14 protein-coding genes are annotated in these 15,643 nt (G+C 36.8%); 9 read left to right on the top strand and 5 right to left on the bottom strand.

Annotation, left to right across the window (positions count from 1 at the left end; genetic code table 11):
* Positions 1-2: 2 nt before the first annotated feature.
* The 3 genes from FFO06_RS00810 to FFO06_RS00800 all read right to left on the bottom strand — a co-directional run bounded on the left by FFO06_RS00810 (position 3) and on the right by FFO06_RS00800 (position 3,122).
* Positions 3-380 (bottom strand): hypothetical protein, encoded by a 378-nt coding sequence (locus FFO06_RS00810; RefSeq protein ID WP_137906329.1) that lies wholly within the window; start codon positions 378-380, stop codon positions 3-5.
* Positions 381-508: 128 nt separating this feature from the next.
* On the bottom strand, positions 509-2,422 hold the full coding sequence (ftsH, locus tag FFO06_RS00805; RefSeq protein ID WP_137906328.1) for an ATP-dependent zinc metalloprotease FtsH: 1,914 nt from the start codon (positions 2,420-2,422) through the stop codon (positions 509-511).
* Between the two features lie 127 nt (positions 2,423-2,549).
* The gene (locus FFO06_RS00800) at positions 2,550-3,122 is read right to left on the bottom strand and encodes an NUDIX hydrolase (RefSeq protein WP_137906327.1); all 573 of its coding nucleotides are present in this window, start codon (positions 3,120-3,122) and stop codon (positions 2,550-2,552) included.
* Positions 3,123-3,217: 95 nt separating this feature from the next.
* Here FFO06_RS00800 and FFO06_RS00795 point away from each other — a divergent pair, with 95 nt between their 5' ends.
* Positions 3,218-4,270: a dipeptide epimerase gene (locus FFO06_RS00795; RefSeq protein WP_137906326.1), complete on the top strand. Its 1,053-nt coding sequence runs from the start codon at positions 3,218-3,220 to the stop codon at positions 4,268-4,270.
* Positions 4,254-5,300, top strand: a complete 1,047-nt coding sequence (locus FFO06_RS00790; protein ID WP_137906325.1) for an N-acetyltransferase DgcN family protein — start codon at positions 4,254-4,256, stop codon at positions 5,298-5,300. Before FFO06_RS00795 ends, FFO06_RS00790 begins: the two co-directional genes overlap by 17 nt.
* On the opposite strand, the gene menH is transcribed toward FFO06_RS00790, so the two are convergent.
* Positions 5,287-6,111: a 2-succinyl-6-hydroxy-2,4-cyclohexadiene-1-carboxylate synthase gene (gene menH, locus FFO06_RS00785; RefSeq protein ID WP_137906324.1), complete on the bottom strand. Its 825-nt coding sequence runs from the start codon at positions 6,109-6,111 to the stop codon at positions 5,287-5,289. The genes FFO06_RS00790 and menH overlap by 14 nt on opposite strands.
* Before the next feature lie 25 nt (positions 6,112-6,136).
* Positions 6,137-6,508 carry a metal-sensing transcriptional repressor gene (locus FFO06_RS00780; RefSeq protein ID WP_028083824.1) on the bottom strand — a complete coding sequence of 124 codons (372 nt, stop codon included), beginning with the start codon at positions 6,506-6,508 and terminating at the stop codon, positions 6,137-6,139.
* Between the two features lie 202 nt (positions 6,509-6,710).
* Here FFO06_RS00780 and FFO06_RS00775 point away from each other — a divergent pair, with 202 nt between their 5' ends.
* The 7 genes from FFO06_RS00775 (at position 6,711) to FFO06_RS00745 (ending at position 15,042) form a co-directional block, all read left to right on the top strand.
* Positions 6,711-7,922 (top strand): HhoA/HhoB/HtrA family serine endopeptidase, encoded by a 1,212-nt coding sequence (locus FFO06_RS00775; RefSeq protein ID WP_137906323.1) that lies wholly within the window; start codon positions 6,711-6,713, stop codon positions 7,920-7,922.
* Positions 7,923-8,082: 160 nt separating this feature from the next.
* A complete protein-coding gene (locus FFO06_RS00770; protein ID WP_137906322.1) occupies positions 8,083-9,147 on the top strand; it encodes an AAA family ATPase in 1,065 nt (354 codons plus the stop codon).
* A 4-nt stretch (positions 9,148-9,151) separates the two neighbouring features.
* The gene (locus tag FFO06_RS00765) at positions 9,152-10,084 is read left to right on the top strand and encodes a hypothetical protein (RefSeq protein ID WP_236097042.1); all 933 of its coding nucleotides are present in this window, start codon (positions 9,152-9,154) and stop codon (positions 10,082-10,084) included.
* Positions 10,085-10,244: 160 nt separating this feature from the next.
* Positions 10,245-11,636, top strand: coding sequence for a serine/threonine protein kinase (locus FFO06_RS00760; protein ID WP_137906321.1), 1,392 nt, complete (start codon positions 10,245-10,247; stop codon positions 11,634-11,636).
* A gap of 89 nt (positions 11,637-11,725) precedes the next feature.
* Positions 11,726-12,007 (top strand): hypothetical protein, encoded by a 282-nt coding sequence (locus FFO06_RS00755; RefSeq protein WP_137906381.1) that lies wholly within the window; start codon positions 11,726-11,728, stop codon positions 12,005-12,007.
* Positions 11,992-12,393 carry a type II toxin-antitoxin system PemK/MazF family toxin gene (locus FFO06_RS00750; protein WP_137906320.1) on the top strand — a complete coding sequence of 134 codons (402 nt, stop codon included), beginning with the start codon at positions 11,992-11,994 and terminating at the stop codon, positions 12,391-12,393. The genes FFO06_RS00755 and FFO06_RS00750 overlap by 16 nt, the downstream gene beginning before the upstream one ends.
* A 240-nt stretch (positions 12,394-12,633) precedes the next feature.
* Positions 12,634-15,042 (top strand): GH116 family glycosyl hydrolase, encoded by a 2,409-nt coding sequence (locus FFO06_RS00745; protein ID WP_137906319.1) that lies wholly within the window; start codon positions 12,634-12,636, stop codon positions 15,040-15,042.
* The last annotated feature ends 601 nt before the right edge of the window (positions 15,043-15,643 follow it).

The raw sequence follows: 15,643 nt of genomic DNA, 5'->3' as shown, positions 1-15,643 counted from the left end.
ATTTATTCTTCCCCTTGTCTGCGTCCTAATTCATACACACCAGCACCCATACAAACAAGTATTCCAGTGCTAACTCCCCAGCTATTACCTAAACTGATATCTAAAATCCAGTTAGATAAACCACCAAATATTAAAAAGGGGAAAATGCTAAATAGTGAAGCATAAAAGGAATTTTGCGATTCTCTGGCTTGACGAGTCTTGTCAAATTCTGATTGACTAGTGTATAGGAAACGTTCAGCAAAATTAAACCAGCGGTTGAGTTGTGTCGTTACCCATTCTCTAACCTGTGAAAAACTCAAATATAACGCTAAAGCCCATAAACAAGTACCAGCGATCGCAACTTTATCTATTTCAAAGCGAAAAGGCAATATATCAAACATAGCATAGTTTAACTCTCCAATTGTCAATTTTAGCGTTTATCTGTCACTAAATCCCACCATGGGGAGATTTTTTCTTGAAGTTTAAATTAATGTAGAGACATGGAACGTCTCTACAAAAATTATCTAAATTAATAAGGTACGGCTACCGGCTGATGAGTTTTTAGTTGAATTGCAGTATTATCGGCGACAATTTTCCGAAAAACATCACCGTCAATAGTTTCTTGTTCTATCAACAAATCAACCACCCGCTCCAAAATTAAACGGTTTTCCTGGATGATTTCCTTAGCTTGAATATAGCATTTGCTGACAATTTCCCGAACTGTAGCATCAATTTTAGCAGCAATTTCCTCCGAATATTCAGATTTATTCATCCAGTCCCGGTCTAAAAATACCTCATTATTATTTTGATTTTCCAAAGAAACTAGACCTAAATCAGACATTCCAAACTTTGTTACCATTTGTCTAGCCATATTAGTCACTTGTTGTAAATCATTTCCCGCACCGGTAGTCACTTCTGCTTTTCCAAAAACGATTTCCTCCGCCGCACGACCGCCCAAAGTCGCGGCAATTCGAGCTAAAATCTGGGAACGGGAAATTAAACCCTGTTCTTCATTGGGAGTAAACCAAGTTAAACCTAATGCTTGTCCCCTGGGAATTAAAGTAACTTTTTGGACAGGATCATGATCCTTAACCAACGTACCTACCAAAGCGTGTCCCACTTCATGATAAGCAATGAGGCGTTTACTTTTGCTATCTACTAAAGCAGTTCCTTCCATACCCGCAACTACTCGATCTATCGCATTATCAACTTCTAAATCGCTCACCGCTTCCTTGCGTCTTCTAGCCGTCAAAATAGCAGCTTCATTGAGTAAATTAGCTAAATCAGCACCAGTAAACCCAGGAGTGCGCCGAGCGATCGCTGCTAATGATACACTAGGGTCAATCTTCTTATTTTGAGCATGGACTGTCAAAATTTCCTCTCTTCCCTTCAAATCTGGAACGTCCACAATCACCTGTCTATCAAAGCGCCCTGGACGTAACAAAGCCGAATCTAGAACATCTGGGCGGTTAGTAGCAGCAATAATAATAATCCCCGTATTTCCCTCAAAACCGTCCATTTCCGTTAATAGCTGGTTAAGAGTTTGTTCTCGTTCATCATTTCCCCCACCAATACCCGCACCCCGTTGTCTACCTACCGCGTCAATTTCATCAATAAAAATGATACAGGGAGCATTATCCTTAGCTTTTTTGAACAAATCACGGACACGGGAAGCACCCACACCCACAAACATCTCCACAAATTCCGAGCCAGACATACTGAAAAAAGGTACACCTGCTTCACCTGCAATAGCCTTTGCTAGTAGAGTTTTCCCAGTTCCCGGCGGTCCAATTAGTAACACACCCTTGGGAATTTTCGCACCTACAGCGGTAAATTTTTCCGGCAGTTTTAAGAAAGTCACAACTTCCTCTAATTCTTCTTTGGCTTCATTCACTCCTGCGACATCAGCAAATTTGACCCCGGTTTTTGCTTCCATTTGAAAGCGGGCGCGAGATTTACCAAAACTCATAGCCTGGTTAGAAGCATTTGCAGAACGACGCAGGAATAATATCATTAAAGCCACCAGGGGTAAAATCCACATGAGATTAATTAACAACCCTACAGCAACCCTGTTTCCAGCGGAGGAAACCTCACCAAAATCAACATTTTTTTCCCTAAGTTTATTCACTAATTCTGGATTTTGCTCTAAAAGGCGCACCTGTAGAGGAGGTGTATTCGGCTTTTGTCCAGTTAAATAAACCCTAGCTATCTGCTCAGTTTGATCCAATTCAACCTTTTTAACTTCGCCTTTATCCGCCTTCTGAATTAACTCCCCATAAGTTAAAGAATTACGCTCTGTTTTTTGCTGCGCTAAAACGGGACTAGCACCAACTATACCAGGTAACATTATCAACCCAGCAGCTATCATACCAGTTAAAACATGAGTTGAAGACGAACCTGATAAATGCTGTTTGTGCAAAGAATTTTTGTGCAAATTTTTCATAATAGTTATCCTTTATGGCTGTTTTTCTGAGAACTTGTCATATCTAGAAATTACAGTTTCCTGATCTAGTGTAACTGCCAGACTTGATTATTAACAGGTGATAGGACAGAAAGTGACAGGTAACAGCTTATATTGTATTAGGAAGAATAGAAGACCTATTGCTTAAACCCAAGAAAAGAGCCGCAATAGTTCCAGTTACAGAGATTTCACCTTCAGCAATGCACTTAAATACTGAATCTATAGAAATTAAAACTACTTCTATTTCCTCAGTAATATCCAGATTTTGTTGTTCTCCTACTTTCACCACATTTTCCGCTAAAAATAAATGTATTTGATTAGTGTCTTTACTGGGTTTATCATAAAGGGTTGCGATTTTTCGCACATCTTCTGCCCAATAGCCCGTTTCTTCGCGTAATTCCCTGACTGCTGCGCTTTCTGGATTTTCTATATTTACGTCAAATCTACCCGCAGGAAGTTCCATGACAAATTCCCCTATAGCGTGTCTATATTGACGCACAAAAATAATCTCTTGATTTTTAGTAATGGGTAAAATTATGGCAACATCTGGTTTTATACTGATAAAATAGTCGTCTATGATTTTACCATTTGGCAATTCTATCTGATCTTGTCGAATTTGACACATTGGCTCATTTATGACCATTTTTGAGCTTAGTATTTGCCATTTCTGTAAATTATTCATAATTTCATGACCGAAAATATGGGATACAAGCCCCGTCCTAGAAGGACGGCTTTTCTTGATTCTTAATATACTCCTTTTCCCGATTTTATATACTTATGCAAATTAATTTTCAACCTTTTACCGTTAATAAACGATTTCCCTTAACAATTAGTCGCGGAACAACAGCACAATCAACAAATATTTGGTTACAAATCGCACAGGAAGGGATTGAAGGTTGGGGAGAAGCATCTCCCTTTGGGGTGGGTAACTACAGACAAACTACTGAGCAAATCATCAATACTATTGAGCAAATTATACCTATATTTCAGAAATTTAGCCCTTGGCAAAGACAGGAAATTGAGTCACTATTAGAACAAATGCAAATTCCTTCCGCCGTTAAAGCAGCCTTAGATATGGCATTACACGACTGGATAGGTAAGCGATTAGGTTTACCTTTATGGCAACTTTGGGGACTAAATAAAAGTGCTATAGTATCAACATCGGTAACAATTGGGATTAATTCCCCAGCAGGTGCCAAAGCCAGAACCCAAGACTGGTTACAATTTATGGATGTGCAGTTATTCAAAGTCAAATTAGGTTCAACTCAAGGAATAGAAGCAGATCAAAAAATGTTTTTAGCCGTACGGGAAGCAACAGGGGAAAGAGATGTATTTGTTGATGCTAACGGAGGTTGGAATTTAGCAGATGCTATTAATATGTGTAGTTGGTTAGCTGATTTAGGGATAAAATATATAGAACAGCCCTTAGCAAGAGGTGAAGAAGCAAATTTAGCTAAGTTGAAAAAACATTCCCCCTTACCCATTTTTGCGGATGAAAGTTGCTTTACTAGTGCGGATATTCCCCAATTAGCTGATAATGTAGATGGAATTAATATTAAATTAATGAAATCTGGGGGAATTACCGAGGCCATGCGAATGGTACATACAGCCAAAGCTCATAATTTACAAGTGATGTTTGGCTGCTATTCTGATAGTTCTCTGGCTAATACCGCCGCTTTACAACTTGCACCACTAGCTGATTATTTGGATTTAGATAGTCATTTGAATTTAATTGATGATCCTTTTAGCGGTGCGCTGGTAGAGAATGGGAGAGTTTTGCCAAATAATTTACCTGGTTTGGGAGTAAAATACAGTGCGTCTGTCGCTTAATCAAAAAATAGCAATTCTTCTCCATGAGGGAATTACTGGAGTTCAGGGAAAAACAGGGTTATCAATTTTACGCTATAGTGAATCCCCTATTGTGGCTGTAATTGACAGAGAATCTGTAGGTAAATCTTTAGTAGAGTTAACAGGTATTCAGCGAGATGTGCCGATTGTGGCATCTATGACAGCAGCATTACAGTATAAGCCGGAGGTTTTGGTAATTGGGATTGCTCCCAAAGGTGGTGCTGTTCCTGATGATTATTGGGCTGATATCAAAGATGCTCTCAAAGCCGGAATGTCCTTGGTAAATGGATTACATACACCCCTAGCGAATATACCTGAATTAAATGCCCTCCTCAAACCAGGACAATTAATTTGGGATGTACGGAGAGAACCAGCCAATTTAGATGTAGCATCTGGACTGGCGCGGAATCTACCCTGTCGCCGAGTTTTGACAGTGGGGACAGATATGGCCATTGGAAAAATGTCCACTAGTCTAGAATTACATCGGACGGCTAAATTATGGGGTATCCGTTCTAAGTTCTTAGCCACTGGTCAAACTGGGTTAATGTTGGAAGGAGAAGGGGTGGCTTTAGATGCTGTGCGGGTAGACTTTGCGGCTGGTGCGGTGGAACAGTTAGTGATGCGTTTTGGTCAACATTACGACATTCTGCAAATTGAAGGACAAGGTTCTCTTTTACACCCTGGTTCAACAGCCACTTTACCGTTAATTCGCGGTTCTCAACCTACACATTTAATATTAGTGCATCAAGCGGGACAAACTCACAACCGTAATAATCCCAGTATACCGATTCCCCCATTACCGGAAGTGATCCAAATGTATGAAATCGTTGCCCGTGGTGCTGGTGCTTTTGGGAACATCAATGTGGTGGGTATAGCTTTAAATACCAGGAATTTAGAGGAATTAGAGGCAAAAAATGCGATCGCTCAAATCATAACAGAAACCGGACTACCTTGTACAGATCCCATTCGTTTCGGGGCTGAATTGTTGTTGAATGCAGTTATGCAAAATTAGAAGCATGGCAGAAAAAATCTTGAATATTCTGCACAAATGCTAAAGTATTTTCCAGGTGAATATTATGTCCAACATCATGAATTATTTGTAATTTAGCAAACTTACATTTTTCAGTTATTGCTATATTAATATCAATAAATTTTTGATCTTCTTCTCCCACCAATAATAGGAGAGGAATAGTATTTTCTGTGAGTAATTCCCATAAACAAGGTTGAGAACCTGTTCCCATAAACTGCAATGATTTAACTAAATTTGGGGGATGATTTGTTAATCTACTTGCGATCATACATTGGTATTGGGGATGATTTTTAATCTTCCCAAAAATCCGTTGTTGATACCAATTATTGAGAAAGTGATAAAAATCATCTTTATTGATTATTCTCGTTAATTTCCTAGCTATTTGAGCATCACTTTTAATTCTAGCTAACCTGGCCATTTCTGTTGCTAAACCAGGGGAAGCAGATTCTAAAATAACCTTAATAAACCTACTGGGAAAATGGAGAGTGAGATATAAAGCTAATCTTCCTCCCAGAGAATAACCAATTAAATAGCATTGGTCAATTTTTAATTTATCTAATAATTGTATAATGGCTGTGGCTGTAGATGGCATGGTATAGTATTCATCATCTAAAACCTGAGTTTTTCCATGTCCAGGTAAATCAATAATCAGATAGGAAAAATCATCAAATAGTAATTTAATGACTTGATCAAATTCATAAATATTACCCATAAAACCATGTAAAAATAGAATTATTGGTTTATGTGCATTATGATTTAAAGAATAGTGAAATTGATATTGATTCCCAGTCATAAATACCGCAGTTAAAAGTTAAGAATTAGGGTAAAAATCTATCTAAAGCGGCTTTTAATTGTTCAATTTCCGATTCCATATTACCTTCTTGGGCAGCCCTAGCGATACACTCAGTTAAATGTTCATCTAGCACAATGCGTGCTACCTTATCTAATGCACCACGGACAGCCGCAATTTGTAATAATACATCAGGACACGAAGTATTTTGTTGTACCATATTTTTAATACCACGTACATGGCCTTCTATGCGCGAAAGTCGGTTAATAATCCGCCGTAAAGACTCTTCACTGTGGACATGAGAATGTGTATGATCTGTATGATTGTGATGGTGTGAATGGTCTCCCGGCTCTAATGTAGCTAGGGATTCGTTAGTTAGTGGGTTTGCTCCATTATTCATGCTATTATACTGACATTTGTTTTGGCATTTTGGCATTAACTAGTATTTTAGCTTGAAAAAAATAGATTCCACAACATCAAAGAAACTTAAAATTGAGTCAAAATGTCAATAAACAGAAATTCTGAATCTGATCTGTAAAAATAAGTGTAGATAGATTTATCAAGAAACAGCAAAAATTAGGCTTGTAGATTAGGTTGTGATTATGCGATTTCCCCAAATATCCCCGTCTATCCGACAACTCAGTACCCATATTTTAGCGATTTTTATGGGAGTGCTGTTAACTGTTACCTCCCTGCGGGTGTTACCTTCAGTAGCAGAACCGGGTCCAAATCCTGTCACGGAGTCATTAACAAAAGTGGCTCAAAAGCCATCTTCCGCTGCGGCTGCGATTGGTGGTCATAGTTTTGTGACAACAGCAGTGAATCGTGTGGGATCAGCAGTAGTAAGAATTGATACAGAAAGAACAATTACGCGCCGCAATGATCCTTTTATGGAAGATCCCTTTTTTCGGCGGTTTTTTGGTGATAGTTTTCCCCAACAATCACCGACTGAACAGTTACGGGGTTTAGGTTCTGGTTTTATTATTGACAAAAGCGGTGTCATTCTTACCAATGCTCACGTAGTGGACAAAGCTGATAAAGTCACAGTCCGTCTGAAAGATGGTCGCACTTTTGAAGGTAAAGTCCGTGGTATTGATGAAGTTACAGACTTGGCTGTAGTTAAGATTAATGCTGGTAATGATTTACCCGTAGCACCTTTAGGTTCTTCTCGTAATGTTCAGGTGGGAGATTGGGCGATCGCTGTTGGTAATCCGTTAGGATTTGATAATACCGTTACTCTGGGCATTGTCAGCACCTTAAAACGTTCTAGCGCTCAAGTTGGTATCAGCGATAAACGGTTAGACTTCATTCAAACCGACGCAGCGATTAATCCTGGTAACTCTGGTGGACCATTATTAAATGGTTTAGGAGAAGTAATTGGAATTAATACGGCAATTCGCGCTGATGCCATGGGGATTGGCTTTGCAATTCCTATTGACAAAGCTAAAGCGATCGCTACTCAATTACAACGCAATGGGAAAGTAGCTCACCCCTACTTAGGTGTACAAATGGTGACATTAACACCAGAATTAGCAAAACAAAATAACAGTGATCCTAACTCCATGTTGACGATTCCTGAAGTCAAAGGAGTTTTAGTCTTGCGGGTTGTTCCTAATTCTCCCGCTGCAATTGCGGGTATCCGTCGTGGAGATGTGATTGTGCAGATTGACAATAAAGCTATCACCGGCGCAGAACAATTACAATCCATAGTAGAAGACAGTACCCTGGGTCAAGCCTTGCAGGTAAAAATCCAAAGAGGTAATCAAACACAAATACTTTCAGTTCGTACCGCTGAATTGAAAGACCTTTCTTAGTTAGTTTTATGGGGTATGCTTCAGCGTACCCCATTATGTATTGAAGTAGAAACTGCTACTAATCAGAGATTATTTCTACATACATACTTCGTTTGTATGACTATGAACCGGGTTATTATGAATAAAACATACATGAAAGAGAGGACAAAAGCAAATTATTATGAAAATTCAAAATATTAAGCTCAAATATTTTAAGAAATTTCGAGATCAGGAATTAGATTTTACTGATCCAGAAACTGGTTTAGCAGAGAGTTTAATAGTTCTCATTGGTGTAAATGGTGCGGGAAAAACCAGTATTTTACAAGCTATTGCATCCACATTAGGTACAGCTACAGAAAGATTAAAAAAACCTGCTGATTTAGATTGGCCAGGATTTAATTATGAATTATTAGGTAGTAGTTGGCGTGGTTCTCCCACCAATGTCACTATTAATGTACAATTTTCTAAATCCGAACTGCAAGCTCTTAGCGAATTTCACCAAAAATTAAGAGAAATGGGACGCGATTTACCAGTTTCTCCTGCTCAAGAATATCTTGTTAACTTAAAATGGCAAGGTGAAAGTGTAACAGCAAATAGCGCAGCAGAGTTATTTCAATTTAAAGGACGAGAATATGCTAAACAATTATCTCGTTCAGAAGGATTTTCAGTTTTTGAAAGAGTGGGGACAGTTTTTTGGTACACAGAACAGAGAACAGCAACTAGTCTCACTCCTGAAGATCCAAAAAATCAATTAGAAATTACAGAGGATATTTTACGCGATCGCCTAGCAAAGTGGCAAATGATTCATGAGAAATATAGCAAAAATGGTAAAAGTTTTCGTCCCGGAGCAAAAGACTTATACGCAGAAATAGCAAGAATTTATAAAACTGTTTTTCCAGAACGTGAATTTGCAGGTTTAGAAATGCGAGATAATATTGATAATATTCTAACTGAACCTTGGTTTTATATTTACAACAGTAAAAATAAAACCCAATATGAATTTTCTGAAATGTCTGGGGGAGAACGTGCTACGTTTCCCATACTTCTGGATTTTATGAATTGGAATATTCATAATTCGGTGATTTTAATTGATGAAATCGAATTACATTTACATCCACCCATGCAACAAGCTTTACTCAGAACTTTACCGAAATTGGGTAGAAATAATCAGTTTATTATTACTACTCATTCTGATTATGTAGCGCAATTAGTACCTGAATCATCTATTAGAATCATAGAGGAATAATTGAATGATGGGAGTAGTTCGGAATAAAGTTATTTTTTGTGAAGGTGGATCGAAAAGTCTAGATTTCCAATTGATTAATAATAGGGTATTATCAAATAATATCACAATTATTCCTGTCGGTGGTAAATTTAATTTTTCACTTTTTATTCAAGCCTATTTTTATATAGATAAAAAGAAAAATGATGAAAATAATAAGAAACAAAATAATGAGGAAAATCAAAAAGTTACAAAAAAATATATTATTTTTAGAGATCGTGATTTTGATATTGAACCTACATCAGAAAATAAGTTACTACAAATAGATAAATTAGGAAATAGAGCTTTCCTATCTCATCGTACCTGTATTGAAAACTATTTACTTGATCCTGAACTCATTCATCAATATTGGATAACCAAATATGAAGAACAATTAGAAAATCCTATTTCTAAATGGGGACATAAAGATTCACCAGGAGTTGATAAAATTACTCAATGGATAGAAGAAGCTGCGAAGAATTTACAAGATTATCAAGCTGTTAGATGGGCTTTAGGTAATTTATGTCAACTTAGTGCTAGTAGAAAACATTTAGACACAAGCTGGACTAAAGATACAATTCCAGATTCTCTAGATTTATCTCATTGTAAAAGTCAGGCTTTGTCTTTAATTCATGACTTTAAAAATACAGTTGCAGAAGTGACAATAGATAAGTTTGAAGAGAGTCTGTATAGGTATTTACAGCTTTTTAATCAACAGGAATTTTGGCAGGAAAAACATTATTTAATTTGGTTTAATGGTAAAGATATTTACAAAGCAATGCACAAAATTAGTCAAGATAAAAAAAGACCATATAAATCATATATTTCTATGGATAAATTTTCTAAATGGGCAGTTAATAATATTGACATTACTCAACATCCTGATTTAATAGAATTGAGAAATAAAATAGAACAGCTTTAAAACAAATATTCTAAAAAGTTGAAAATCAGAGTAGATTACTAATTTATTCTGGACTTCAACCAGTTAATCTGGCGAGAAAATTGAAAAATTAGCATATTTACCCAAATCATACCCAATTGTGCAAAAATGAACATAACTATATTTTAGGGATTTGTAACCTATGGTTTGGAAAAAGGGGTATAAATTACAGGGTGGAAGATACGTGATAGAAAAAGTCCTGGGAGAAGGTGGTTTTGGAATTACGTATCAAGCACAACATACACTTTTAAAGCAGTGGGTAGTTATAAAAACGCCGAATGAAATCCTAAAAAATGATTCCGAATACCCTAATTATGTGAAGAGATTTATTCAAGAAGGACGCAAATTAGCAAAACTTTCTCAACAACCACACCAGAATATTGTCCGTGTCAATGAGTTATTTCAAGAAAGTGAAACATACTATTTAGTAATGGACTTTGTACCCGGTGAAAGTTTATTTAATTTAGTTCAAAAACAGGGAGCATTACCAGAATTAGAAGCGGTAGGATATATAAAACAAATTGGAGAAGCTTTAATTTTTGTTCATCATCAGGGTTTAGTTCATCGGGATGCACACCCTGGTAATATTATGGTACAAAAAAATGGCAAAGCTGTTTTAATTGACTTTGGAATTGCTGGGGAAATAATGCCCCAAGATGGATATTTTACCTCTCATCATCCTGCTAATATTGCCTTTGCACCTTATGAACAAATGGGAGGTAATAGACAAGTTACGATTGATGTTTATACTCTAGCTGCTTCTTTATATTATGCGGTTACAGGTAAACGTCCTGAAAGTTCGCTGGATAGAAAATTATATAATAAGCCTTTAATTTCTCCTAATAAATATGTTTTTGGTATTAGTGATGAATTGAATCTGGCAATACTTAAAGGTATGAATTTAGATGCGGTAAATCGTCCGCAATCTATGAGACAATGGTTAAATTTATTGCCTAATTTTAGTAATCATGTATATCATATTAGTCAGAAAACGCAACATCAAACAATTAGAACTGAGAAAACAATTCCTGTTATTATAGGTGCTAATAATTCTCTAAAAGCAAGGGTAAATAGTAAGAATATTCCTTCAGTTTGGTTAAAATTCATGAGCTTACATTTGACGATAGTTTTTTTACTATATCATCATTCAAATTATGATTATATTGTTCATCGAAATTTAGGCTTTGCTTTCTTTACTACTTCCTATACTAATTTAATTATAGCTTTAGCTTCAACTTTACCTTTAGCTTTGGTACTTGCTTCAACTTTACCTGTAGCTGTGGGCTTTACTTTTATAATTTGTTCGTCTTTAGTCTCTAATTATACTGTATCTTATACTGTTGTAGCTTTATGTATTGTCATATTTTTCATTATTCAATTTTATTTTGTCAACATTTATCGTGAAATCCATAAGCATTTAAGCCAATATTCTAGCAAAGATTATAAATTTTTATTTCTAATGGGTGCATCTTCATTAGGCTTATTTTTAGGCTGGTTAGTTTATCAATTCTTCCCCATATTTGGACATCGTTAAACCCTTACATTTCTTATCCTCTTATGATATAATAGGATCGGAGTCAAAAAATCTAACTAAATAAATATAAAAATATGAAATATAAAAATATGAACAACCTATCAATTCCAGCGCAAACATTACAAGAAGCATGGGAAAAAGGTTTACAGCAAGGTTTAACCCAAGTTGCTGTAAATATGTTACGAGAAGGTATTGAATTAGATTTTATCGTCAAACTAACTGGACTGCCATTAGAAGTAGTTAAAAATTTACAAACTGTTGATACAGATGATGATAAAATATTGGTTAAAGAATTTTTAGAAATGAGTCAATCATCATTAAATAAAATTTGGCTTGATCCAGAGGAAGACGAAGCATGGAAGGATCTATAGAACATTTAATTAAAGGTGATGTTATATCTGTTCCTTTTCCTTTTTCTGATACATCTACCACAAAGAAACGTCCAGCTTTAGTTATAACTGAATCAGACAATAATAATATTATAATTTGTCCTATTACCAGTAAACCAGGACGAGATTATGAAATTAAATTAGAAGATGAAGATTTTAGAGTTGGTAAATTAAATTTAAGTCCTTGCTATATTCGTCCTAATATTATTGCTACAGTGGATAAAAGTAACGTAATTCGGTACATTGGAAAAATCAAAGATGATAAACTTCATCAAGTGATTAGTACAATTATTGAAATTATAGAAAAGCCATCATCACCTCCACCACCAGTATCGAAAGCTTGGGAAAGAAGCAAAAAACCAAAATGATGAAATCCCCAAATCCCCGACTTCTTTGATAAATTATCATTATTTACCCCAGCTTAAATTAAGAAGTCGGGGATCTTTGTTAACATTATTAAAAACATTATTCTATTCTCCTAACCATTCTTCTTTAGCAACTCTAGCCGGAAGAGAGATTGCGCGAAATAAAAATATTTTTCCTCAGGACTTGAGAAAAATCACACATCGCGCTAGTCTTCATTAGCGTCAACCTGTAAAACTCAAACCATGACCAACCACCCCCAAATACCTCCCTGCACCTGGAAACGTCCCATTGGCCTAGGCTGGGATAAACCCTACACCGTCCGTTATCCTAGTAATATAGATGATGGTCCCTGGCACGGAATGCCCCTTGGTGGCTTTGGTGCGGGGTGTATAGGCCGTTCCTCACGGGGAGACTTTAACCTGTGGCACATTGACGGGGGAGAACATACTTTTAAAACTGTTCCTGCTTGTCAATTTAGTATCTTTGAATCTGGACAAGCTTACGCTTTATCTACCCAACCCCCAGAAGATGATACACTACAATCTTGGCAATGGTATCCACCTTCTCCCCTCTCTGTGGACCAAGAGGGGTTGGGGGTGAGGTCAGGAACTTATCATGCACTTTATCCTCGTAGTTGGTTTGTTTATGAAAATGTCTTCAAAACTCAATTAACCTGTGAGCAATTTTCGCCAATTTGGGCAGATAATTATCAAGAAACTAGTTATCCTGTAGCGGTTTTTTTGTGGAAAGCGCACAACCCCACAAATGCACCAATCACTATTAGCATCATGCTAACGTGGGAAAATATGGTCGGTTGGTTTACTAATACTTTAAAATCTCCCCAAGTGCAAGTTAGAGATGATGGTAGTCCTGTTTATGAATATCAGCCAGCCTGGGGAAAAAGTCAAGGAAATTATAATTGTTTAGCAGAAGATGATCAATATTTTGGTTGTGTTTTCGGTGCAGTTTCTGATAGTAAAACTGTCGCAGAAGGAGAGGGAACTTGGTGTATTGCGACTTTGAAAAATTACCCGAAAAACAACCAGGTTGAAATATTTTATCATTCCCGTTTTAATTGTTTAGGTAATGGTGCAGATATTTGGCAAAGTTTCTCGGAAAATGGTTCTTTACCTAATTATATAGATGAAACTCCCGCAGATGAAAATTCTAGATTAGGCGCTGCAATTGCGGTGCGTTTGACTTTACAACCAGGAGAAACTTTAGAAGTTCCTTTTGTCCTCAGTTGGGATTTTCCGGTGACAGAATTTGCCGCAGGAGTGAACTATTACCGCAGATATACAGACTTTTTTGGGTGTAATGGTGAGAATGCTTGGCAAATTGCTACTACTGCTCTTAAATCATATCATAATTGGCGATCGCACATTCAAAATTGGCAAAATCCTATTTTAGAAAGACCAGATTTACCCAACTGGTTTAAAATGGCTTTGTTCAACGAACTCTATGATTTAACTAGTGGAGGAACTCTTTGGAATGCAGCCTCAGACATTGACCCCATTGGTCAGTTTGCTGTGTTAGAATGTTTAGATTACCGTTGGTATGAAAGTCTAGATGTGCGGTTATATGGTTCTTTTGGGTTATTAATGTTATTCCCTGAACTGGAAAAATCAGTAATTCGCGCCTTTGCTAGAGCAATTCCCCAAAGTGATGATACAACTAGAATTATCGGTTATTATCTGACAATTAAATCTGAAAGTCCCCTGGCTGTTCGTAAAGTCGCAGGTGCGACACCTCACGATTTAGGCGCTCCCAATGAACACGTTTGGGAAAAAACCAATTACACTAGTTATCAAGATTGTAATCTCTGGAAAGATTTAGGTTGTGACTTTGTTTTACAGGTATATCGAGATTTTCTGTTGACAGGTGCAAATGATATTGACTTTTTAGCAGATTGTTGGGATGCTATTGTCCAAACTCTCGATTATGTGAAAAAATTTGATCTAGATGGGGACAGTATACCCGAAAATTCCGGCGCCCCTGACCAAACTTTTGATGATTGGCGATTAAATGGTGTTAGCGCCTATTGTGGTGGTTTGTGGTTAGCTGCTTTGGAAGCTGCTATTGCCATCTGTGATATTTTAACACAACGTCAAAACACAACAACACAAAAATCAATTTATCAAACTTGGTTAAATCAATCAAAACCAATATATCAGGAAAAGCTGTGGAATGGTGAATATTACCGTTTAGATAGTGACAGTGGTTCTGATGTGGTTATGGCTGATCAATTGTGCGGGCAATTTTACGCTCGTTTATTGAGTTTACCAGATATTGTCCCCAGCGATCGCGCTTTGTCTGCCTTAACAAAAATATATGATTCCTGTTTTCTCAAGTTCCAAAATGGTAAATTTGGCGCTGCTAACGGTGTTCTTCCCAATGGTTTACCAGAAAATCCTCATTCTACTCACCCTTTGGAGGTTTGGACTGGAATTAATTTTGGTCTAGCAGCCTTCCTGGTGCAAATGGACATGAAAAATGAAGCAATGCGCTTAACTGAGGCTGTGGTGAGGCAAGTTTACGACAATGGTTTGCAATTTCGCACCCCGGAAGCTATCACTGCTAATGCTACTTTCCGCGCTAGTACCTATCTCCGCGCTATGGCTATTTGGGGAATTTATTTGCTGATGTGTTAATTTTAATATTCTTAGGACTTACGCACAATTAAGTTTTTAAGAGATTTTGCGTAAGTCCTGATACTGCAATTCGTCCAGGCTCTTTTATTTTCCTGTTATTTCCGGAATTTAGTGAAGAAATCAGTAATGGTAAGAGTTAAGGAATTTTAATCTGAAAATCTATGTTTGAAAATCTGTCTCTCTTCTCTAATTAAATCAGGGTTTGCTCAAAAAATATCAAACCTTTATCCCCCTCGTACTCTAGTCTGTCCCCTGTCCTCATGGATTCTTTTCAAGTATAATTCTCTTGATTTTCACTCTCAAAGTCACTGAAAAATCAGAAATCAGTAATTGCGTTTCCCAGGGTTTGTATTTATAATGGCACATTTGAGCGATGATCTGTCAAAGTGCATTTTTTTACCCAAGTCAGCAAAAAATCATCACCAATTCCTTACTTCATTTCGGGTTATGGGAGATAAAAAGTAACAAGATTGAAGTTACCCACTTAAAAAACTCTCTCCTCTAGTTGGAAATAAATTAAGAATTTATCAGTAGACTTCAATCATCTAAGAATACAAGTAGTTGCACGCTAGATGAATAAGGCTAGGACAGCAGCAGCTTT

The sequence above is a fragment of the Dolichospermum planctonicum genome (genome assembly GCF_005402965.1).
In the GTDB taxonomy this organism is placed as follows: domain Bacteria; phylum Cyanobacteriota; class Cyanobacteriia; order Cyanobacteriales; family Nostocaceae; genus Dolichospermum; species Dolichospermum planctonicum.
Note: the sequence above shows the minus strand (reverse complement) of the source record. Positions and strands in the feature narration are given on the sequence as shown.